Here is a 20,166-nt window from a genome sequence, read left to right on the forward strand (position 1 = left end):
TCGTCAGACGTCGAGCGGATCGATATCGAGCTGCCAGCGAAGCTCGCGGCCGACCCGCTGCCCGCGCAGTATCCGCATCCAGCGGCCGACGAACTCCTGCAGCACGCCGCGCACGTCCGCTTCGACGAGGAGCTGGGCGCGTTCGCGTCGCGCGAGCCGCGTCAGCCGCATCGGCACCGCGTCGAAGACGCGCAGACCTTCCGGCGCGCTCTCCTGCGCGAGCCTCTTCGCATGCGCGAGGAAGGCCATCGCGTCATCGAGCGCCGGCGCGTCGGCGCGCAGCATCGCCTGGTACGTGAACGGCGGGAAACCGGCCTGGCGGCGCTCGTCGAGCGCGCTCGCGGCAAACGCGTCGAAGTCGTGGTGCACGAGGCAGCGGTACAGCGGGTGGTCCGGGTACTCGGTCTGGACCAGCACTTCGCCGGCGAGGTGGGCGCGACCGGCACGTCCGCCGACCTGCATCAACTGCTGGAAGAGGCGCTCCGGCGCGCGGAAATCGGCCGCGTGCAGCGACGCGTCCGCGCCGACGACACCGACCAGCGTGAGGTTCGGAAAATCGTGCCCTTTCGCCATCATCTGCGTGCCGACGAGAATGTCCGCGTCGCCGGCGGCGATCCGCGCGAGCAGGCTTTCCCATTGCCCGCGGGTGCGCGCCGAATCGCGATCGACGCGCAACACGCGGGCGGTCGGGAAGAGCTCCCCGAGCCGCGCTTCGATGCGCTGCGTGCCACGGCCGAACGGCTGGATGTCCTGGTTGCCGCATACCGGACACGCATGCGGGATGCCATTGTCGCAACCGCAGTGGTGGCAGCGTAGCCGCCGATCGGCGAGGTGCACGACGAGGTTCGCCGAGCAGTGCGGGCACTGGCTGACCCAGCCGCACGCCGGGCACGACAGCACCGGCGCGTAGCCGCGGCGATTTAGGAACACCAGGCTCTGTTCGCCGCGTTCGAGGCGCGCGGCGATCGCCGCCTGCAGCGCCGGGCTCAAGCCCTCGTCGAGCCGCAGCCGCCGGGTGTCGATTCGCCGCACGGTCGGCAGCGCGCTCGCGATCGCACGCGCGGTGAGCCGCAGCCCGCGGTAACGTCCCTCACGCACGTGGTGCCAGCTTTCGAGCGACGGCGTTGCCGAGCCGAGCACGACCGGCACGTCGCGCTGCCGCGCGCGCCACACCGCAACGTCGCGCGCGGAGTAGCGCACCCCTTCCTGCTGCTTGTAGGACGCGTCGTGTTCCTCGTCGACCAGGATCAGGCCCAGTCGCGGCAGCGGCGCGAAGACCGACAGCCGCGTGCCGAGCACGATGTCGGCGTGGCCCTCGAGCGCCTGCACGAAACCGCGCGAGCGCGCGCCTTCGGCGAGCGCCGAATGCAGGCTGACGACGTTCGCCGACGGGAAGCGGCCGGCGACGCGGGATTCGAGCTGCGGCGTCAGCGCAATCTCGGGCACGAGCATCAGGACCTGGCGCCCCGCCTGCAGCGCCCGCGCTGCGAGGCGCAGATACACCTCGGTCTTGCCGCTGCCGGTGACGCCGTGCAGCAGCCACGACACGAAACCGGCGGGCGCACCGGCTATCGCGTCGACCGCCGCGAGCTGTTCGGCCGTGAGTTCGGGGAGCCCGTCGAGGCTGCACGCGGCGGGATCGGTCGCCTTCACCGCGGCGATCCAGCCGCGCCGCAGTGCGTCTCCGACGCTTTCCCCCGAGGGCAGGGCGCGCGCGACACTGCGCCGCACGACGCCCGCGACGTCGAGTTCCCGCAGCAGCGACAACGCCCGGCTCTCGCGGCGACCCGCCTTCAGCGCGGCGCGTCCGTCGTCGGTCAGCGCCAGCAGCGGGTCCGCGTCGCGGTCGCTGACCGCATCGGCCCGTCGCAGACCGGGCGGCAACGCGAGCGCGATGACCTCGCCGAGCGGCGCGTGGTAGTAGTGGGCGACGAAGCCGACCAGTTCGAGCCAGTCCGCCGGCAGCGGTGCGACCTCGCGCTGGATGTGACGCACCAACTTGAGGCGCACGGGGGCGACGTCGGACGCCGCCGGCAGGTCGACGATCACGCCGCTTTTCTCGCCCCGCCCGAACGGCACCCGAACGCAGCGGCCGATATCCCCTGCCGTCGCATCTTCCGACGTGTAATCAAAGAGTTGCGGGATCGGAACGGGGAGCGAAACGCGGACGACCGGCATGCAGAAGTGCTCTCGTTCGCCGCTTCCCGTTTCGTTTCAACGATTTGCGGCGCGAACTTAAATCGGTACCTGGAAAAAGCCACTAACTGCCTAATGGGAAACCCTTAGCGACCTTGTCCACATATTCTGTGGATAACTTTGTGAACAGCTTGGGTGAAACGCCGTGAACCCGGCGCCGAGCAAGCCCTTCTGTCACTTTGCCTTAACAGTAGGCAAATCGTTTTTTCTTATTTTACAGACACTTAGAAAACCGTGACGTTTGTACTACCTGTCTCGCATCCGTTCGCACCCGGAACGGGTTGATGTGCATAAGTCAAGCCGCCGAAAAAGATTTTATTCTTGACAGGTGCGAGCGGAGAGCCGCCGGAATGTCCCGGCGCCCGGACTTTTGCGCGAATGGACGCGGCCAGGAAATGCCGGTGTTCCACATTCATCGAGCGGGACCGGAAACGGTATCGGCATCCTTCGCCCACCATGTAGCCCGCGTCACGCGCCAGCCGAAACCCCCGCGCCGGCGTGGCGAGCGATGTGTGGGCGCGACGGGCGCGCATGGCATCGCGGCAAAGCGTCGCGACGTCCCGTGTGCCGGATCGCGGCGGGGAGCGCCCGTATCGAGAGCGCTCCCCGTCCCGCTCCGCCAGGCTCAGCGGCCGCTGCGCAGCTTGCGGCTGTGCTCGTGCACCGTGTCGACAAGCACCGACACGGCCTCGGGCGGCGTGAATTGCGAGATCCCGTGGCCGAGGTTGAACACGTGACCCGGATGCGGCCCGAACGAGTCGAGGATCCGCTTCGCCTCGGTCGCAATCGCGTCGCCCGGGGCGAACAGCACCGACGGGTCGAGGTTGCCCTGCAGCGCGACCTTGTCGCCGACGAGCGCGCGCGCCCGTCCGATGTCCATCGTCCAGTCGAGCCCGACCGCGTCGCAACCCGTCGCCGCGATGCTCTCCAGCCACAGGCCGCCGCCCTTCGTGAACACGATGTTCGGCACCCGCTGGCCGTCGCGTTCGCGCGTCAGGCCCGCGACCACGCGTTCGAGGTAGCGCAGCGAGAATTCGCGGTACGCGGCTTCGGAAAGCACGCCGCCCCACGAGTCGAACACCATCACCGCCTGCGCCCCGGCTTCGATCTGCGCGTTGAGGTAGGCGACGACGGCGTCGGCGGTGACGGACAGGATGTGGTGCAGCAGGTCGGGGCGGCTATAGGCGAGTGTCTTGATCTTGCGATAGTCGTCGGACGAGCCGCCCTCGACCATGTAGCACGCGAGCGTCCACGGACTGCCCGAGAAGCCGATCAGCGGCACGCGCCCGTCGAGCGCGCGGCGGATTTCGGCGACCGCGTCCATCACGTACTGCAGTTCGACGTGCGGGTCGGGCGCGGCGAGGTTGCGGATCTCCCATTCGTCGCGCAGCGGGCGCTCGAAACGCGGGCCTTCACCCTCAACGAAATACAGCCCGAGCCCCATCGCGTCGGGCACCGTAAGGATGTCCGAGAACAGGATCGCCGCGTCCAGGTCGTAGCGCTCGAGCGGTTGCAGCGTGACTTCGCACGCGAGGGAAGGGCTCTTGCACAGGTTCAGGAAGCTCCCGGCGCGCCGGCGCGTCTCGCAATACTCCGGCAGATAGCGGCCGGCCTGGCGCATCAGCCACAACGGCGTGTATTCGGTCGGTTCGCGCAGCAGCGCACGCAGGAAAGTATCGTTCTTGAGGCGGCTCACGTTCGCATCCTTTTGTCGGCCGATTCGGCAATCCGTGATTATCCGCGTTTTCGCCAGGGATGCCGACCCCGGATATCCCGCCCCCCGCAGCCAACGGCGCGGTCAGCGCCGCCAGAACACCGGCGTCAGCACGACGAGGAGGGTGAAGATCTCGAGGCGACCGAGGATCATCGTGAAGGCGAGCACGCCCGTCTGCACGTCGGTGAGGATCTCGTAGTTCGATGTCGGGCCGATGTCGCCGAGTCCCGGGCCGGTGTTGTTGAGGCACGCGACGACGCCGGAGAACGCCGTGATGATGTCGAGCCCGGTCGCGGACAGCACGAGCGTCAGCGACACGATCGTCACCATGTACATGAAGCTGAAGCCGAGCACCGCGTGGAGGACGTCGTCGGATACCGGCTGGCTGCCCAGGCGGACGGGGTGCACCGCCTGCGGGTGCAAGGAGCGCACGATGCCGCGGAACACCTGTTTGTAGAGGATGATCGCGCGCATCATCTTGATGCCGCCGCCGGCCGAGCCCGAACAGGCGATGAAGCTGCCGAGGAACAGGATCCAGATCTGCGCGAACATCGGCCACAGCGTGTAGTCGTAGGTCGCCAGCCCGAGCGAGGTCGACATCGACACGACATGGAAGGCGACGTAGCGCAGCGTCGTCAGAAAGTCGGGATGCGCGCCGAATTGCATCAGATAGAGCGTCAGACCGAGGATGCTCAGCGCGAGCACGCCGAAATAGAAGGGCAACTCGGGGTCGGCGAGATAAGGGCGCGGACTGCGGCGGAGCAGCGCGAGATAGTGCGTCGCGTAGTTGAGGCCGGCGAGCAACGCGAAGGCGATCACGACGAGGTCGACCGAGACGTCGTCGAAGTAGCCGAGCGACGCGTCCTTGCTCGAGAAACCGCCGAGGCCGGTGACCGAAAACGCATGGATCAAGGCCTGCCAGCCGTCGAGCCCCGCGAGCCACAGGCTCACCGCGCACGCCGCGGTCAGCAGCGAATAGGTCAGCCACAGGCCTTTCGCGGTCTCCGTGATGCGCGGCGTGAGGCTGGATTCCTTCATCGGCGTGGGCACTTCGGCCTTGAAGAGCTGACGTCCGCCGATGCCCAGCAGCGGCAGGATCGCGACGACGAGCACGATGACGCCCATGCCGCCGATCCAGTGCATGAACGTGCGCCACAGGTTCACCGAGATCGGCAGCGTGTCGAGCCCGCGCAGAATCGTCGCGCCGGTCGCGGTCAGCCCCGACACCGCCTCGAAATACGCGTCCACGGCCGAGAGGCTCGGCAGGTAGCTCGCGAGCGGGATCGCGCCGAAGATCGGCGTCACGATCCACGTCAGCGCGACGAGCAGGAAGCCGTCGCGCGGCCGCAGGTCGCGGCGGACGCCGCGCGTCGGCAGCCACAGCAGCAGGCCGGCCGCGCCGGTGATCAGGAGCGCGTGATCGAACGCGCGGGTCGCGTCGTCGCCGAGAAAGTACGACACCGCGAGCGGAAACCCCATCAGCAGCGCGAAAATCAGGACGATCAGGCCGAGCGCGTTGAGAACCGGGAAGTAGGCTCGCATGGCTTACATGAACGTGAAGCCGACCTGGAACAGCTTCTCGACTTGCCGAACCAGCTTCTTGTGCGTGCAGAACACGATCACATGGTCGCCGCTTTCGATGACGGTGTCGTGATGCGGAATCACGACCTGGCGACGCATCACCTTGCCGTCCGGGCGGCGTTCGTCGCGCACGATCGCACCGATCGTCGCCCCTTTCGGCAGCGCGACGTCCTGCATCTTGCGGCCGACGACCTTGGAGTCCTTCTCGGACCCGTGCGCGATGATCTCGAGCGCTTCCGCGGCACCGCGGCGCAAACTGTGGACCGCGACGACGTCGCCGCGACGCACGTGCGCGAGCAGCGAGCCGATCGACGTCTGCGCGGGCGAGATCGCGATGTCGATCGGGCCGCCCTGCACCAGGTCGACGTAGCTGCGGCGGTTGATCAGCGCCAGCGTGCGGCGCGCGCCCATCCGCTTTGCGAGCGACGCCGACATGATGTTGTCCTCGTCGTCGTTGGTCAGCGCGACGAACAGGTCGATCTCGTCGATGCCTTCGTTCTCGAGCAGTTTTTCGTCCGTCGAATCGCCGCGCAGGACGAGGGCCCGCGACAGCTGGGTCGCGATTACTTCCGCGCGCAGCTTGTCGAGTTCGAGCACTTTGACGTTGTATTCGCCCTCGATCGAGCGCGCGAGCCGCAGGCCGATGTTGCCGCCGCCGGCGATCATGATCCGGCGCATCGGCAGGTCGGAGCGCCGAAGTTCGCGCATCACCTGGCGGATATGTACCGTCGAAGCGAGACAGAACACTTCGTCGCCCGGCAGGATCATCGTATCGCCTTCGGGAATCAGCGCCTCGCCTTCGCGGTAGATCGCGGCGATCCGCACTTCGACGTTCGGCATGTGATAGCGCAGCGCCTTAAGCGGATGGCCGACCAGCGGGCCCCCTTCGAAAGCGCGCACGCCGATCAGGCTGACGACACCCTCGGCGAACTCCAGCACCTGCAGCGCTTCGGGAAAGGCGATCAGCCGCTTGATGTAGTCGGTCACGATCTGCTCGGGGCAGATCGAGAAATCGACGGCGAAGTTCTCCTCGGACAGCAGCTCCGGGTGATCGACGAAATCCGTCGAGCGCAGGCGGGCGATCCGCGTCGGCAGGTTGAACAGCGTCTTCGCGACGCGGCACGCGCACAGATTCGTCTGGTCCGACTGCGTGACCGCGATCAGGAGGTCGGCATCGTCCGCGCCGGCTTCGCGCAGCACGCTCGGCGACGCCGCGTTCCCGCGCACGGTGCGCAATTCGAGCCGGTCTCGCAGGATTTCGAGATGCTCGGCACTGGTATCGACGAGCGTAATGTCGTTGGCTTCCGATACCAGGTTCTCGGCGACCGAGGCGCCGACCTGGCCAGCGCCGAGGATGATGATCTTCATCGTGGTCGAAGCCGCGGCTCAGGATTCACGGAGCCGAACCGACGACGCCCTTCTGTCGCGCCGGCCGTTGCTGCACTGCACCATTTTTCAGAGCTCCTCGTTCTTGCGGCTCGCCTGCAGTCCGAGCTGCTTGAGCTTGCGGTAAAGATGCGTGCGCTCCAACCCGCTTTTCTCGGCGAGCCGTGTCATGTTGCTGCCTTCGAGCCGCAGGTGATGCTCGAAATACAGGCGCTCGAAAGCTTCGCGCGCCTCGCGCAGCGGCTGGTCGAGCGACACGCCCGCGCTCCCTTCGGTCGTCGGCATCAAGAGGCGCCTCACGTCCGCGAGGCCGATCTCCTCGTCGAGCGTGCCGAGCGCGAGCGACTTCACCGCCGCGCGCAGCTCGGTATAGCCCCCGTTCCACGCCTGCGCGCGCAAGGTGTTCAGCGCTGCAGTAGAAAACTGCCGCCGCGGCACTTCGCCCGCCTCGACGAGATGCAGCAGCAATTGCGCCGCGAGCTCGGGCAAGTCGTCGCGGATGTCGGCCACCGACGGCGGTGCGAGGCTGACCTCGAACAGCCGCGCGACGAGCAGCTCGTCCCAAGCTTCGCGGACCAGCGCGTCCATCGTGTGGTCCGTCGCGACGACCAGCCTGAGGTCGTAGCGGTCCAGGCGCTCGAGCGCGAACGCGAGATTTTTCTGCTGCGTCCGCGACAGCCGCGACAGCTCCGGCACGAACAGCACGCCGCCGTGGCAAGCCTGCAGCTGATTGACGTCGAGCGGCGGCGACACGGCAGACAGGTCGAGCCACGGCGCGCCTTTCGCGTGGAAACTGCGCGCTGCGAGCTCGGCGAGGCTGCCGGGGCCGATGCGCAGCAGCAGCACGCGCGAGTTCGACGCCACCTGCTGGATGAGCCGCTGCAGCTCGCGCAAAGGCACCGAGCGCGTGAAGGCCGCGAGCGTCAGCGGCGACGGCGTTCCCGGCGACGACGGGCGCTGCAGCCCGCGTTTCACCGCCGCAAGAAGCTTCTGCAGACCGATCGGCTTTTCCAGATAGTCGATCGCGCCGATGCGCGTCGCCTCGACCGCGGTGTCGATCGTGCCGTGGCCGGACATCATCACGACGGGCATCGTCAGCTGCCCGTTCGCCGACCATTCCTTCAACAGCGTGATGCCGTCGGTATCCGGCATCCAGATGTCGAGAAGAACGAGATCCGGTCGTGCCTCGTTGCGCGCTCCGCGCGCCGCAGCTGCATTTTCCGCGAGGATGACGTCGTGACCTTCGTCCCTCAGGATTTCGAACAACAATTCTCGGATGCCGACTTCGTCGTCGACGATAAGTATTTTCGCCATATCACTTGTCACTGATTGGTATCGCGGCCCGCAGGCGGATGCGCACTTCGGCGCCCCCTGCCTCCGGGTTCGCGAGGCGGATGTCGCCGCCGTGCTCGTCGATGATCTTCTTCACGATCGCCAAGCCGAGGCCCGTCCCGCGGCTCTTCGTCGTGAAGTACGGTTCGAACGCGTGCGTCAGCAACTCCGGCGGAAAGCCCGGGCCATTGTCGCCGATCACGAGCGCGACGAGGTCTCCGTCCTGGCGCGTCACCAGCGTCACGATGCCTTCCGCCTGCCCCGCGACGGCATCTTCGGCGTTCTGCAGCACGTTGTGAATCACCTGGCGCAACTGGCTAGCGTCGCCGGCGACGAGGGGCAGCTTGCGCCCGAGCTCCGCCCTCACCAACACCGGCGAACTCTCGTAGAGATTCAGCACTTCGGCGACCAGCGCATTGAGATCGAGCCGGCCCATTACCGGGCTGGGCAGTCTCGCATAATCGCGAAAGCCGTTCACGAGATTCTTCATCGCCTCCACCTGATTCACGATCGTGCGCGTGGCGCGCTCGAGCGTTTCGCGCCCATCGTCGTCGAGACGGTCCGCGAGCTTGTAGGCGAGGCGCTCGGCCGACAGCTGGATCGGCGTCAGCGGGTTCTTGATCTCGTGCGCGAGTCGGCGGGCGACCTCGGCCCACGCGGCGGTGCGTTGAGCGGCGATCATTCGCGTGATGTCGTCGAACACGACGACAACGCCCCCTCCCGACGCTGCCGGCAGGCGCGCGCCGTGAATCAGCAGGGTCTGCAGGCCGCCGTCCTCCCCGGTCAGTTCGAGCTGTTCCTGCCAGTCGCCTTCGTTTTCGTCGAGACCCTTCAGCAGCGCGTCGCGAAAGCGTTCGTGCCTCGGCCACTGGCGCAGATCGACGTCCTCGAAGCCCTGCAATTCGTCCTGCAGGATCGCCATCGCTCCGGCGTTCGCTGCGCGCAGCGTCCCGGTCGCCGAGAAGGCGAGCACGCCGGTCGAGAGGTTCGCGAGCACGCTTTCGAGATAGGCGCGCGCCGATTCGACCGCCGCGCGGTTGCGCTCGGCCGAGTCGCGTGCCTCGACGAGCTGCCGCGTCATGCGGTTGAACGACTGCGTCAGGACGCCGAGTTCGTCGCGCGCGGGCAGCGCCTGGCGCGGACTGAGGTCTCCTTCAGCGACGGCCTGCGTCCCTTCGGCGAGGATCAGCAGCGGCGCGACGACCCTGCGGGTCAGCACGAACGCGACGGCGACCGCTGCGAGCAACGCGAGCAGCAGGGTCAGCGTCAGCGTCAGGGTATAGATGCGCTTCAGGCCGGTCCGTCCGAGCGTGAGCTGCTGGTATTCGCGGTAGGCCTCCTGGACGGCTTCGGCGTGGCGGCCGAAAGTCTGCGGCACCGGCTGTGTGAGCTGGAGGTAGCGCGACTCGACGCTCAGGACACGCGACGGAATCGGTACGACGACGCGTATCGTCAACGCCCCGTCGGGCTGGGTGTCGACGATGTGATAGCGCTGCGCCTGGCGCGCCTGACGCAGCTGGGAAAGCGTCGGCAGTTCGGGCAGGAAGCCGGAAAGCTCAGATGAGGCGGTGACGAGGATCTGCCCGGCGCCGTCGATGACCGTCGCGCTACTGACGCCGGCGCGCTCGCGCAGGCGGTTCAGCAGCGCCGGCGACAGCGGATCGGCGATCTCGAGTTCGAGCGCCATGTCCTGCGCCTTGTCGGCGACCTGGGACGACAAGTAGTCGAGCGCATTCTGGCCGAGCGCAATGCCCCCCTCGAGCGCCGAGTCGACCCGGACGTCGAACCAGGATTCGATGCTGCGCACGACGAACTGCAGCGACATCGCGTAGACGACCATTCCCGGCACGAGCGCCATCAGCGCGAACATCAGCATCAGGCGGTACTTGATGCGGGACCCGAACTCGCGCGCGCGGTACTCGCGCCACAGCACGCGGAGCTGGAATGCGACCAGCCCGCCGAGCGCGACCGCGACGGCGCCGTTGATCGCGAGGAGATACGGGTAGCTCTTCGCGAACAGGTCGGTGTTCGCGCTCGCCGACGCAAGCAGAAACAGCGAGATCCCGGCGATCGCGGCGACGACGACGAGCAGAACCCGCCTCATCGCCCCGCCCCGGCGAGAAAGGTCCAGTGCAGCCAATCGGTGCCGAGGTTCCAGTCTCGGCTGCCGATCGCGGTGACCTGAAACGGCTTCGGCAACAGGCTGGTGTCGAACTGGAACCTGAGGGCGGCGCTGTACGAGACACCCGGTTCGAGCTCGTCGATCGGCACGATCTGCCAGCTCCGGATACGCAGCATCGTCCGGACGGCGGCATCCAGCGTGTCGAAACTCTGATGGAAATTGCCAACCGACAGCCGGTAGCTTCGGCTGATCGCATGGTAAGACAGGCGGAAGTCGAGACTTCGCTCCGCGATCACCTGATCCAGCCAATACCAGCGAGCGCGCTCGAGGACGAAATCGGCGGTGAAATACAGCGACACGCCGCGCGCCACCGCGTCGACGAGCCGCGGGTTGAGGTCGAGGTCGATGTCCGCATTGACGACGTAGCCCTCCTCGCTCGGCACGATCTCGGCGTAGCTGATGCGGCCTTCGCCGAGCGCGGGCAAGGTCGCCATGGCCAACAGCACGGCCAGCAGCGCGGCTCGACTACGACTGGCGGTGCTTGCGAAGAAGCGCGTAAAAGAAACCGTCATGATCAGCGTTGGGCAGGAGCTGTTGTTCGGGGCGGTTCCCGATCACCTCGCGTTGCGCGTCGGGGTGTCGGGCCAGGAATCGGTCAATCTGCAACTTGTTCTCTTCGTCGAAAACCGAGCAGGTCACGTAAAGCAGCTTGCCGCCGATCGCAAGTGTCGGCCAGAGCGCCTCGAGGATTTCGGCCTGCTGTGCCGCAAAACGCGGAATGTCCTCTCGGCGCCGCAGCCACTTGATGTCGGGATGGCGTCGGGCCACGCCGGATGCGGAGCACGGAACGTCGGCCAAGATGCGGTCGAACGGCCGGCCGTCCCACCATTCGTCGACCCGCCGGCAATCGACGGTTTTCACATCGGCAGTGAGCGCGAGCCGCGCGAGATTTTCGTTGATGCGCCGAACACGCGTCGGATCGAGTTCGAGCGCGACGAGTTCGACGTCCGCGGACTCGAGGATCTGCGCCGCCTTGCCGCCGGGCGCCGCACACGCGTCGAGCACGCGCTGTTCGTCCGCAAGGTCGAGCCAAGCTCCGGTCCATTGCGCGCCTGCGTCTTGCACCGAAACACGACCAGCTGCAAAGCCCGGCAGCGCCGCGACGGCGGTCGGGCAATCGAGGACGAGCGCGTCGTTGGCGACGCGACGACAGCCGATGCCTTCCGCGCGGAACTCGGCTTCGACCGTCTCGACGCTCGCGCGGCGCGGATTCACCCGCACGGCCATCGGCGGTCGCTGATTCCCCGCCTCGAGCGCGGCTTCCCACTGCTCCGGGTACGAGGTGCGCATCCGTCGGATCCACCAATCGGGGTGTCGATAGCGAGCGACCGGGTCGCTGTCTTGCCGCCGCTGGAACGCGTCGGCATCACGCAAGCGGTTCCGCAGCACGCCGTTGACGACACCTTTCAAGCCCGGCGCCTGCACTGCGGCTGCCTCGACGGCCTGGTCGACGATCGTATGTGCCTGCTCGGGCCGCGTTGCGAGGCGGTACAACGCAACCAGCAGCAATGCGTGCAGGGATGGCGGGAGAGGCTTGTGCAGCAGTTCGCGAAGCACGAGATCCCCGCGGCCGTAATCGCGCAACGTGCCCCACGCGAGGTCGCGTACCGCACCGCGCGTGCCGTCGGGCCACTGCGGATGGCGCCCGAGCCACTGTTCGTACGCGTCCGTGAGGTTGCGGCCGTCGAGCACGGCCGCGACGAGATCTGCGGCCTGGGAGAGCGCGAAAGCAAGACTTTCCGGCGCAAGCGCGGAAGGACTTCTGACGAGGCGGGAGCGTGACGTCACGAGTATCGGGGTACCGGTCGGAAAGCACGCCACGCATAGTGCAGCGAGCGGGGCGCGAGATAAGTGGGCAACGCCTGAGCGGCGCTAGGTGCGGAGTCTATTGTAATACCGCCAAGGCGCTCGCCCCCAGATCGGACGCACGAACCCGACCAGCAAGCTTAGGGCGGCCACGGATTCCAGCGTGACACCTCGGCCGAGTCGCACGGCGCGCCAGCCACGCCGCGCGATTTTCAGCTCTGCGAAAAGGCGGGCGCGTGCCGCGAAACCTTTGTCTGTTTCACGTGAAACGCCGCGCCTCAATCAACCCGGGTGAACCAACAGGTCGTATGCCATCTTCGCGATCAGCACACACACCACCCCGAGAAACATCTTGCGCACGAACATTACGCCGTGACGCAAGGCGAGACGCGAGCCGACCACAGCGCCCCCGAGGTTGCACGACGCCATGACCGCAGCAGCCTTCCATAGCAGGTCGACGTTGAGGGCGAAAAAGGCGATCGCCGCGAGGTTCGTCGCGACGTTGAGAATCTTCGCGGTCACCGACGCTCGCAAAAAATCCATGCGCAGGAACCTGATCAGAAGAAAGATCAGGAAGCTGCCGGTACCCGGCCCGAAGAACCCGTCGTAGAACCCGACGACGCCGCCCATCGCCGCTACCTTGGCCATCGCACCAGGTCCCTCCTGCGCAAGGTTCTCACCGACGCCGAAGTCCTTGCGCAGAAAGGTGTACGCCGCGACAACAATCAAAAGCACGAATACCAGCGGCTTGAGGATCTCGGGCGAAAGATAGGCGACCGCGCGTGCCCCGAACCACGAACCCGCGAGCGCGGCGACCGCGCCGGGAAGAGCGACTCCCCACGGAATCGCGACGCGTCGGGCGTACTGGACCGCTGCGCTAGCGGTCCCGACGATCGACGCCAGCTTGTTGGTGCCGAACAGGGTTGCCGGCATCGCGTTGGGAAACACCGTGAAAAGCGTCGGGATCTGAATGAGCCCCCCGCCACCGACGACCGCATCGACGAGCCCGGCGAAGAACGCGGCGATACCGAGTAACGGCAGGAAATGAGCGACGTTTTCCATTCTGCTTGTTTCACGTGAAACTGGATTAACGCGTCGGCAGCGGCCGCTATAACAAGCCGGCGAATCCACCCGACATCGACGGCCCGGCGGTTCGAAAGGAACGACGGGCAACGGCCCCTAGGAGGCCCGACTGGCTCGTCACTGGCCCCGAATCGATCGCACGTACCCGAGTGAGGCCTACCGGAACAGAATCCTCAGCCCTGGCTATTTGCCGATACAGAACCGGGAAAAAATCACCCCGAGCAGATCGTCCGCGGAGAACTCGCCGGTGATCTCACCGAGAGACTCCTGCGCCGAGCGCAACTCCTCGGCGAACAGTTCCAATGCCGCATATTGCCCGGTCGCCGCGTTGACGTGCACCAGTGCCGACCGCAGTGCGACGAGGTGACGCTCCCGCGCGAGCACGACGTCCTGTCCGTGAGCGTGCCATCCCGCTACGCGGAGCAATTCCGCGCGCAGCAGATCGATCCCGTCACCACTTTGGGCCGAAATCCGGAGCGTCACCGCAGCGCCGTGCACCTCCCGCGACGCTTCGACACCACATAGATCGATTTTATTGAAAATCGTAATTCTTTCGATCCCCGCCGGAAGGCCGGCATCGATCGCCACGTCCTCGGGCTGCACTCCGCCGCGCGCGTCGACGATGCGCAGAATGACATCGGCGCGCTCGATCTCGCGCCACGTACGTTCTACCCCGATCCGCTCTACCCGGTCTTGCGTCTCGCGCAAGCCCGCGGTGTCGACGATGTGAATTGGAATGCCTTCGATCGCGATCGTCTCGCGCAGCGCGTCACGCGTGGTCCCCGCGACCTCGGTGACAATCGCCCGCTCCTCGCCCGCAAGGCGGTTCAGCAGGCTGGACTTGCCGACATTCGGCTGCCCGACGAGAACCACGTTCATGCCACTGCGCAGCAACGCGCCCTGCCGGGCGCGGTCGAGAACCGCTTCGAGCTGCGCGCGGATCGCGTCAAGCCGCTCCCGGGCGCGCGCCTTCTCGAGAAACTCGACCTCCTCTTCCGGAAAATCGAGCGTCGCCTCGACCAGCATCCGCAAATCGATCAGCGCATCGGTCAAGCGGTGGATTTCGTCGGAGAACGCTCCGGACAGCGAACGCACCGCCGATCGCGCCGCAGCGACCGTCGAAGCTTCGATCAGGTCGGCGACCGCCTCGGCCTGTGCCAGATCCATCTTGCCGTTCAGGAAGGCGCGCCGCGAGAATTCACCCGGTTCGGCGAGGCGTGCGCCGAGTTCGACACAGCGCGTCAGCAGCAACTGCAGCACGACCGGCCCGCCGTGCCCTTGCAGTTCGATGACGTCTTCGCCAGTGAAGGAGCGAGGCGACGGAAAATACAGCAGGATGCCTTCGTCGATCGCCGCGCCGGCCGCATCCAGAAAACGAACGAACCCCGCAGTGCGGGGTTCGGGGGCCTTGCCCGTGAGTGCGCGGGCGAAGCTTTCGAGGTTGGAACCGGAGACGCGGACGACCCCGATCCCGCCGCGACCCGGTGCGGTCGCGACGGCCGCGATTGTGTCAGGCAGGCTTGGCTCCGCTCTTTCCACCTTCGATCATCCGGGTGATCTGCCACTGCTGCGCGATCGACAGAATGTTGTTGACGACCCAGTACAGGACCAGGCCCGACGGGAACCAAAGGAACATGAACGTGAAGACCACCGGCATCGCCATCATCACCTTCGCCTGGATCGGATCGGGCGGCGTCGGGTTGAGCTTCATCTGCACGAGCATCGACACGCCCATGATGATCGGCAGGATGAAGTACGGATCCTTCGCGGACAGATCCTGAATCCAGCCGAGCCACGGCGCGTGACGCATCTCGACGCTGCCGAGCAGCACCCAGTACAGCGAAATGAACACCGGAATCTGCACCAGGATCGGGAGGCAGCCGCCGAGCGGATTGATCTTCTCCTTCCGGTACATCTCCATCATTTCCTGCTGCATCTTCGCCTTGTCGTTGCCGTACAGCTCCTTGAGGCGCTGCATGCGCGGACCGAGCACGCGCATCTTCGCCATCGACTTGTAGCTCGCCGCCGACAGCGGGAAGAACAGCAGCTTGATCAGCACCGTCACGATGATGATCGCCCAGCCCCAGTTGCCCACGAGGTTGTGGACCCACGAGAGAACCCAGAACAGCGGGGCGGCGATCACCGTCAGCCAGCCGTAATCGACGACCAGGTCGAGCCCGGGCGCGATGTTTTCGAGCTTGTTCTGCTCCTGCGGGCCGGCATAGAGACGCGCCTCGACCGCGCCACTCTGGCCGGGCTGAATCGCGGCGACCGGCAGGATCACGCCCGACGAATACAGGTCCGGACCGACCTTTTGCGCGAAGAATTCGCGCTCGCCCGCGCCCTCGGGCAGCCACGCGCTGACGAAGTAGTGCTGGACCATCGCCACCCAGCCATCGCCTGCCTTCTTCGCGAACTTCGCCTTGCCCTTCTCGATATCCTCGAACTTGACCTTCTGGAACTTCTCTTCCTCGGTGTAGAACGCCGGGCCGAAAAACGTGTTCACGCCGAAGGCTTCGACCGTTTCCGCGGGCTGTCCGTCGCGCGTCAGCTGGAAATACGCGTGCGGCGCGATCGGGCTTGCGCCGGCATTGTTGATCTCGTACTTGACGTCCACCGTGTAATTGCCGCGGTGGAAGGTCATCAGCTTCGCGACCTTGACACCGTTCTGCTCCGGTGCCTCGAGCCGCAGCGTCACGGTGTCTTCGCCCTCCTTCAGGATCTGCTCGCCGGCGGGCAGCTCGAAAACCGTCTTGTGCGTCGGCAAGCCATCGCCGATCAGCCCGGTCTGGGCCGCGTAAATATGCTTCGCGCCGTCGTCGAACAGCACGAAGTTCTTCGTCTCATCGGCGCTCCCCTTGTGCTCGATCAGTTCGAGCCGGACGATGTCGCCACCTTGCGCCGAGACTTCGGCGACCATCAGGTCGGTGCGGACGGTGACGCGGGGCGCCGCCGTAGCCGGCGCAATCGCGGCTGCCGCACCCGGAATTGCCGCCCCCCTCACCGCGGAGGCGCTGGGAGTCGGCGTCGGAACGCTGGCTCCCTCGACGCCGGTCGCCGCGGGAACGGGCGCCGTCGGAGCAGGCCGATTGTGCTGGAGCCATGCATTCCACAGCATCACGGTGGAAAACAGGAAGACGAGGACGAGTATGAGGCGGCGCTGATCCATCGGATTATTCTTCAGTCGGGTTCAGGGGACGGGATCATACCCGCCGGGATGGAAAGGATGGCAACGGCCCAAGCGTTTCGCCGCGAGCCAGCCCCCGTGCAATGCCCCATGCCGCTCGATCGCTTCGTGTGCATAATGCGAACAGCTCGGGTAGAAGCGGCAGTTGCGCCCGAGCATAGGGCTGATGCCGTACCGGTAGATGCTCAACAAGCCGAGGAGCAGATGCTTCATGATCGTCGAAACCGCTCCAGCTGCCGCGCCACATCCTCATTGATCATCGCCCGCGTCGCCTGACCCACCGGCGCGTTCAGCCGCACGACCAGATCATGGGGGGCCAGTGCGTGCCGGATTTTACGGAACTGTTCGCGCACGATACGTTTCACGAGGTTGCGCAAGTTGGCACGTTTCGCGAGCTTCTTCGCGACCACCACGCCGAGGCGTGCCGTTTCGAGCTCGTTGGGGCGATAATGAACGACGACGTAGCGCCCCTTGAACGCCCGCCGGAAAGCAAAAACGGATGAATACTCATCCGTTTTTCTTATTCTGTAGGCGTCGAGAAACCGCTGGTCAACGCCCAGCGGGCTGCTCACCTCAGACGGCGAGACGGTGACGTCCCTTGGCACGCCGAGCGCGGATCACGGCGCGGCCGCCACGGGTTTTCATGCGAACCAGGAAGCCGTGGGTGCGCTTGCGACGGACAACGGAAGGCTGATAGGTGCGTTTCATTTCGGTCTGCCAGTATTTGGGTCAAACGCGGTATTGAATCGGATAATTCCCTGTTTGTCCAGAAGAATTTTTGCCGCGACCTGTGGATAACTTTCTCCGCGGAGGGTAGAATTCGCCGTTTCCGCTTTCGGTCGAGCGCACAGGGCAACCCCGCCCACGCCGCTCTCGGTCGTCGTCCAGCGAAAGCGTCCCTGCAATGCCATCAACGCGGCCCCTCGTCGCTTGGTGAACAATGGAGGCGGGCGCGCCATGAAACCCGTGTCGCAAGCACAAACCGTCCAATCCGTGAACCAAGACTTCTGGTCCTTCTGCCTCACGCGCCTCGAGCACGAACTGCCCCCGCAACAGTTCAATACGTGGATCAAGACGCTGAAGGTGGAACTGGACCATCCCGAGACGGGCCCGGCGCTGCGCCTCCTCGCCCCGAATCGCTTCGTCATGCAGTGGGTCCGCGAGCGCTACCTGCGGCGGATCGGCGAGCTCGGCGAAGAATTCCACGGTGCGCCGATCGGACTCGAACTCGTGCTGCCGGCAGCCGACACGGCCCGTGCCGCAGCGCGACCGCTCGCCGCCGTCGTTTCCGCCGCCACGACAGCCGCGGCGTCGCCGATCGCCGCCCCGGCGGCTCCGGCGGTTGTGACGCGGCCGGTCGAACCCCCGCCGTCGGCGACGGTGTCCGATCTCGCGTACGAGAAGACGCGCCTGAACGCCGACTTCACGTTCGACACGCTCGTCACCGGCCGTGCGAACGATCTCGCGCGGGCCGCCGCGATGCAGGTCGCGCAGAACCCGGGTACGTCGTACAACCCGCTGTTCGTCTACGGCGGCGTCGGCCTCGGCAAGACGCACCTCGTGCACGCGATCGGCAACGCCGTCTACCAGCAGAACCCGCGCGCGGTGATCCGCTACGTGCACGTCGAGGACTACTACGCCGACGTCGTGCGCGCCTACCAGCAGAAGAGCTTCGACGCGTTCAAGCGCTACTATCGCTCGCTCGACCTGCTGCTGATCGACGACATCCAGTTCTTCAACAACAAGAACCGCACGCAGGAAGAATTCTTCCACGCGTTCAACGCGCTGACCGAGGCGAGAAAGCAGATCGTCATCACCTGCGACACCTATCCGAAGGACATCCAGGGCCTCGAAGACCGCCTGATCTCGCGCTTCGACTGGGGTCTGACGGTGCAGATCGAGCCGCCCGAGCTCGAGATGCGCGTCGCGATCCTGCAGAAGAAGGCCGAAGCGCTGAAGGTCGATCTGACCGACGACGTCGCGTTCCTGATCGCCAAGAACCTGCGCTCGAACGTCCGCGAGCTCGAAGGCGCGCTGAACAAGGTCGTCGCATTTGCACGCTTCCACGGCCGCGGCATCTCGCTCGAAGTCGCGAAGGACGCGCTGAAGGACCTCCTGAACGCGCACAACCGCCAGTTGACGATCGAGCACATCCAGAAGACCGTCGCCGACTACTACAAGATCAAGGTCGCCGACATGCACTCGAAGAAGCGCACGCGCGTGATCGCCCGGCCACGCCAGGTCGCGATGTGGCTCGCGAAGGACCTCACGCCGATGTCGCTGCCGGCGATCGGCGAAGCATTCGGCGGGCGGGACCATACCACCGTGATGCACGCGTGCCGCACGATCGCCGAGCTGCGCCTCGGCGACCACCAGCTGAACCACGACGTCCACGTCCTGACCCAGGTCCTGAGGGGATGACGCATCATCGCCCTTCCGCTCCTGCTCCACAACACGCCGCCGCGCGCCCGGCCCGGAACAACCGCATTACACAAACCGGAAAACACTGACGCCATGCTTCTGCTCAACACCACCCGCGACGCGCTCCTCGCCCCGCTGCAGTCGGTCGCCGGCATCGTCGAAAAGCGCCATACGCTGCCGATCCTGTCGAACGTGCTGATCGAGAAGCACGGCGACCAGCTGACGCTGCTCGCGACCGACATCGAAATCCAGATCCGCACGACGACCGCCGGGCACATCGGCGGCGAGGACGCCTCGATCACGGTCGCCGCGCGCAAGCTGCAGGACATCCTGCGCGCGCTGCCCGCGGAAGGCGGCGTCAATCTGACGCTCGACGACAAGCGCCTGACGGTCAAGGCCGGCCGCAGCCGTTTCGCGCTGCAGACGCTGCCCGCCGCCGACTACCCGCGGATGAACTTGCCGGACGGGGAAGCCACGCGCTTCCAGGTGAGCCAGAAAAGCTTCAAGCGCCAGCTCGCGCAGGTCGCGTACGCGATGGCGCAGCAGGACATCCGCTACTACCTGAACGGCCTGCTGCTGATCGTCGCCGGCAACGAATTGCGCATGGTCGCGACCGACGGCCATCGCCTCGCGTTCGCCGCCAGCGCCCTCGAAACCGAAACGCCCCGCACCGAAGTGATCCTGCCGCGCAAGACCGTCATGGAGCTCGCGCGCCAGCTCGCCGACACCGAAGATCCCCTCGAAGTGATCCTCGCCGGCAACCAGGTCGTGTTCCGCTTCGGCCCGATCGAACTCGTGTCGAAGCTGATCGACGGCAAGTTCCCCGACTACGAGCGCGTGATTCCGCAGAACCACCCGAAGCTCCTGACCTTCGAACGCGCGCCGCTGCTCGCCACGCTATCGCGGGTGGCGATCCTGACGAATGAGAAGTTCCGCGGCGTGCGGCTCGTCCTCGGCGACGGCAGCCTGAAGATCGTCAGCACGAACGCGGAGCAGGAAGAAGCGCAGGAAGAGCTCGAAGTCGATTATCACGGCGACCCGCTCGATATCGGCTTCAACGTCACTTATCTGCTCGACGTTCTCAACAACGCCGCAAGCGACCGCATCGAGTGGCGTTTCAACGACGGCAATTCCAGCGCGCTCGTGACGCTGCCCGGCAACGACAGCTTCAAGTATGTCGTGATGCCGATGCGGATTTGACCGAGCCGGCCGTCCGTCCCGACGAATGCCACGGCCAGCCGGGCGGCTGTGCCGTGCGCGCTCGCATTCGCGGCGCCC

Annotated in this window: 16 protein-coding genes; 2 read left to right on the top strand and 14 right to left on the bottom strand. The window is 66.1% G+C overall.

The window, feature by feature from the left end; translation table 11 throughout:
* Window positions 1-3: 3 nt before the first annotated feature.
* From ROZ37_RS14510 to rpmH, 14 genes are all read right to left on the bottom strand, one after another.
* Window positions 4-2,178: a primosomal protein N' gene (locus tag ROZ37_RS14510; RefSeq protein WP_312660319.1), complete on the bottom strand. Its 2,175-nt coding sequence runs from the start codon at window positions 2,176-2,178 to the stop codon at window positions 4-6.
* Window positions 2,179-2,821: 643 nt separating this feature from the next.
* On the bottom strand, window positions 2,822-3,892 hold the full coding sequence (gene hemE, locus ROZ37_RS14515) for a uroporphyrinogen decarboxylase (RefSeq protein ID WP_312660320.1): 1,071 nt from the start codon (window positions 3,890-3,892) through the stop codon (window positions 2,822-2,824).
* Between the two features lie 102 nt (window positions 3,893-3,994).
* Window positions 3,995-5,452 (bottom strand): potassium transporter TrkG, encoded by a 1,458-nt coding sequence (locus tag ROZ37_RS14520; RefSeq protein WP_312660321.1) that lies wholly within the window; start codon window positions 5,450-5,452, stop codon window positions 3,995-3,997.
* A 3-nt stretch (window positions 5,453-5,455) separates the two neighbouring features.
* Window positions 5,456-6,859 (bottom strand): Trk system potassium transporter TrkA, encoded by a 1,404-nt coding sequence (gene trkA / locus ROZ37_RS14525; protein ID WP_312660323.1) that lies wholly within the window; start codon window positions 6,857-6,859, stop codon window positions 5,456-5,458.
* Between the two features lie 87 nt (window positions 6,860-6,946).
* Window positions 6,947-8,191, bottom strand: coding sequence for a response regulator (locus ROZ37_RS14530; protein ID WP_312660325.1), 1,245 nt, complete (start codon window positions 8,189-8,191; stop codon window positions 6,947-6,949).
* A 1-nt stretch (window position 8,192) separates the two neighbouring features.
* Window positions 8,193-10,313, bottom strand: coding sequence for an ATP-binding protein (locus ROZ37_RS14535; RefSeq protein ID WP_312660326.1), 2,121 nt, complete (start codon window positions 10,311-10,313; stop codon window positions 8,193-8,195).
* Complete coding sequence (locus tag ROZ37_RS14540; protein WP_409449967.1) at window positions 10,310-10,903, bottom strand: DUF4390 domain-containing protein; 594 nt, start codon at window positions 10,901-10,903, stop codon at window positions 10,310-10,312. The genes ROZ37_RS14535 and ROZ37_RS14540 overlap by 4 nt, the downstream gene beginning before the upstream one ends.
* A complete protein-coding gene (gene rsmB, locus ROZ37_RS14545) occupies window positions 10,857-12,179 on the bottom strand; it encodes a 16S rRNA (cytosine(967)-C(5))-methyltransferase RsmB (protein ID WP_312660327.1) in 1,323 nt (440 codons plus the stop codon). The genes ROZ37_RS14540 and rsmB overlap by 47 nt, the downstream gene beginning before the upstream one ends.
* A gap of 300 nt (window positions 12,180-12,479) precedes the next feature.
* A complete protein-coding gene (locus tag ROZ37_RS14550) occupies window positions 12,480-13,259 on the bottom strand; it encodes a TSUP family transporter (RefSeq protein ID WP_312660420.1) in 780 nt (259 codons plus the stop codon).
* A gap of 204 nt (window positions 13,260-13,463) precedes the next feature.
* A complete protein-coding gene (mnmE, locus tag ROZ37_RS14555) occupies window positions 13,464-14,819 on the bottom strand; it encodes a tRNA uridine-5-carboxymethylaminomethyl(34) synthesis GTPase MnmE (RefSeq protein WP_312660328.1) in 1,356 nt (451 codons plus the stop codon).
* A complete protein-coding gene (gene yidC / locus ROZ37_RS14560; RefSeq protein WP_312660330.1) occupies window positions 14,791-16,449 on the bottom strand; it encodes a membrane protein insertase YidC in 1,659 nt (552 codons plus the stop codon). Before yidC ends, mnmE begins: the two co-directional genes overlap by 29 nt.
* Before the next feature lie 21 nt (window positions 16,450-16,470).
* On the bottom strand, window positions 16,471-16,680 hold the full coding sequence (yidD, locus tag ROZ37_RS14565) for a membrane protein insertion efficiency factor YidD (protein WP_312660331.1): 210 nt from the start codon (window positions 16,678-16,680) through the stop codon (window positions 16,471-16,473).
* Window positions 16,677-17,039, bottom strand: coding sequence for a ribonuclease P protein component (rnpA, locus tag ROZ37_RS14570; protein ID WP_312660333.1), 363 nt, complete (start codon window positions 17,037-17,039; stop codon window positions 16,677-16,679). Before rnpA ends, yidD begins: the two co-directional genes overlap by 4 nt.
* A 1-nt stretch (window position 17,040) precedes the next feature.
* Window positions 17,041-17,175 carry a 50S ribosomal protein L34 gene (gene rpmH / locus ROZ37_RS14575; protein WP_002926183.1) on the bottom strand — a complete coding sequence of 45 codons (135 nt, stop codon included), beginning with the start codon at window positions 17,173-17,175 and terminating at the stop codon, window positions 17,041-17,043.
* Window positions 17,176-17,460: 285 nt separating this feature from the next.
* Here rpmH and dnaA point away from each other — a divergent pair, with 285 nt between their 5' ends.
* Together dnaA and dnaN are read left to right on the top strand one after the other, a co-directional pair.
* A complete protein-coding gene (gene dnaA / locus ROZ37_RS14580) occupies window positions 17,461-18,888 on the top strand; it encodes a chromosomal replication initiator protein DnaA (RefSeq protein ID WP_312660345.1) in 1,428 nt (475 codons plus the stop codon).
* Between the two features lie 93 nt (window positions 18,889-18,981).
* On the top strand, window positions 18,982-20,088 hold the full coding sequence (gene dnaN / locus ROZ37_RS14585; RefSeq protein WP_312660346.1) for a DNA polymerase III subunit beta: 1,107 nt from the start codon (window positions 18,982-18,984) through the stop codon (window positions 20,086-20,088).
* Window positions 20,089-20,166 lie beyond the last annotated feature (78 nt).

The sequence above is a fragment of the Aromatoleum sp. genome, assembly GCF_032027225.1.
In the GTDB taxonomy this organism is placed as follows: domain Bacteria; phylum Pseudomonadota; class Gammaproteobacteria; order Burkholderiales; family Rhodocyclaceae; genus Aromatoleum.

Excerpts from the sequence above, each read along its gene's own strand:
- ROZ37_RS14550 (WP_312660420.1), bottom strand. The coding sequence starts at position 13,259 with ATGGAAAACGTCGCTCATTTCCTGCCGTTACTCGGTATCGCCGCGTTC.
- dnaN (WP_312660346.1), top strand. The coding sequence starts at position 18,982 with ATGCTTCTGCTCAACACCACCCGCGACGCGCTCCTCGCCCCGCTGCAG.
- rpmH (WP_002926183.1), bottom strand. The coding sequence starts at position 17,175 with ATGAAACGCACCTATCAGCCTTCCGTTGTCCGTCGCAAGCGCACCCAC.
- yidC (WP_312660330.1), bottom strand. The coding sequence starts at position 16,449 with ATGGATCAGCGCCGCCTCATACTCGTCCTCGTCTTCCTGTTTTCCACC.
- yidD (WP_312660331.1), bottom strand. The coding sequence starts at position 16,680 with ATGAAGCATCTGCTCCTCGGCTTGTTGAGCATCTACCGGTACGGCATC.
- ROZ37_RS14530 (WP_312660325.1), bottom strand. The coding sequence starts at position 8,191 with ATGGCGAAAATACTTATCGTCGACGACGAAGTCGGCATCCGAGAATTG.
- ROZ37_RS14520 (WP_312660321.1), bottom strand. The coding sequence starts at position 5,452 with ATGCGAGCCTACTTCCCGGTTCTCAACGCGCTCGGCCTGATCGTCCTG.
- ROZ37_RS14510 (WP_312660319.1), bottom strand. The coding sequence starts at position 2,178 with ATGCCGGTCGTCCGCGTTTCGCTCCCCGTTCCGATCCCGCAACTCTTT.
- trkA (WP_312660323.1), bottom strand. The coding sequence starts at position 6,859 with ATGAAGATCATCATCCTCGGCGCTGGCCAGGTCGGCGCCTCGGTCGCC.
- ROZ37_RS14540 (WP_409449967.1), bottom strand. The coding sequence starts at position 10,903 with ATGACGGTTTCTTTTACGCGCTTCTTCGCAAGCACCGCCAGTCGTAGT.
- ROZ37_RS14535 (WP_312660326.1), bottom strand. The coding sequence starts at position 10,313 with ATGAGGCGGGTTCTGCTCGTCGTCGTCGCCGCGATCGCCGGGATCTCG.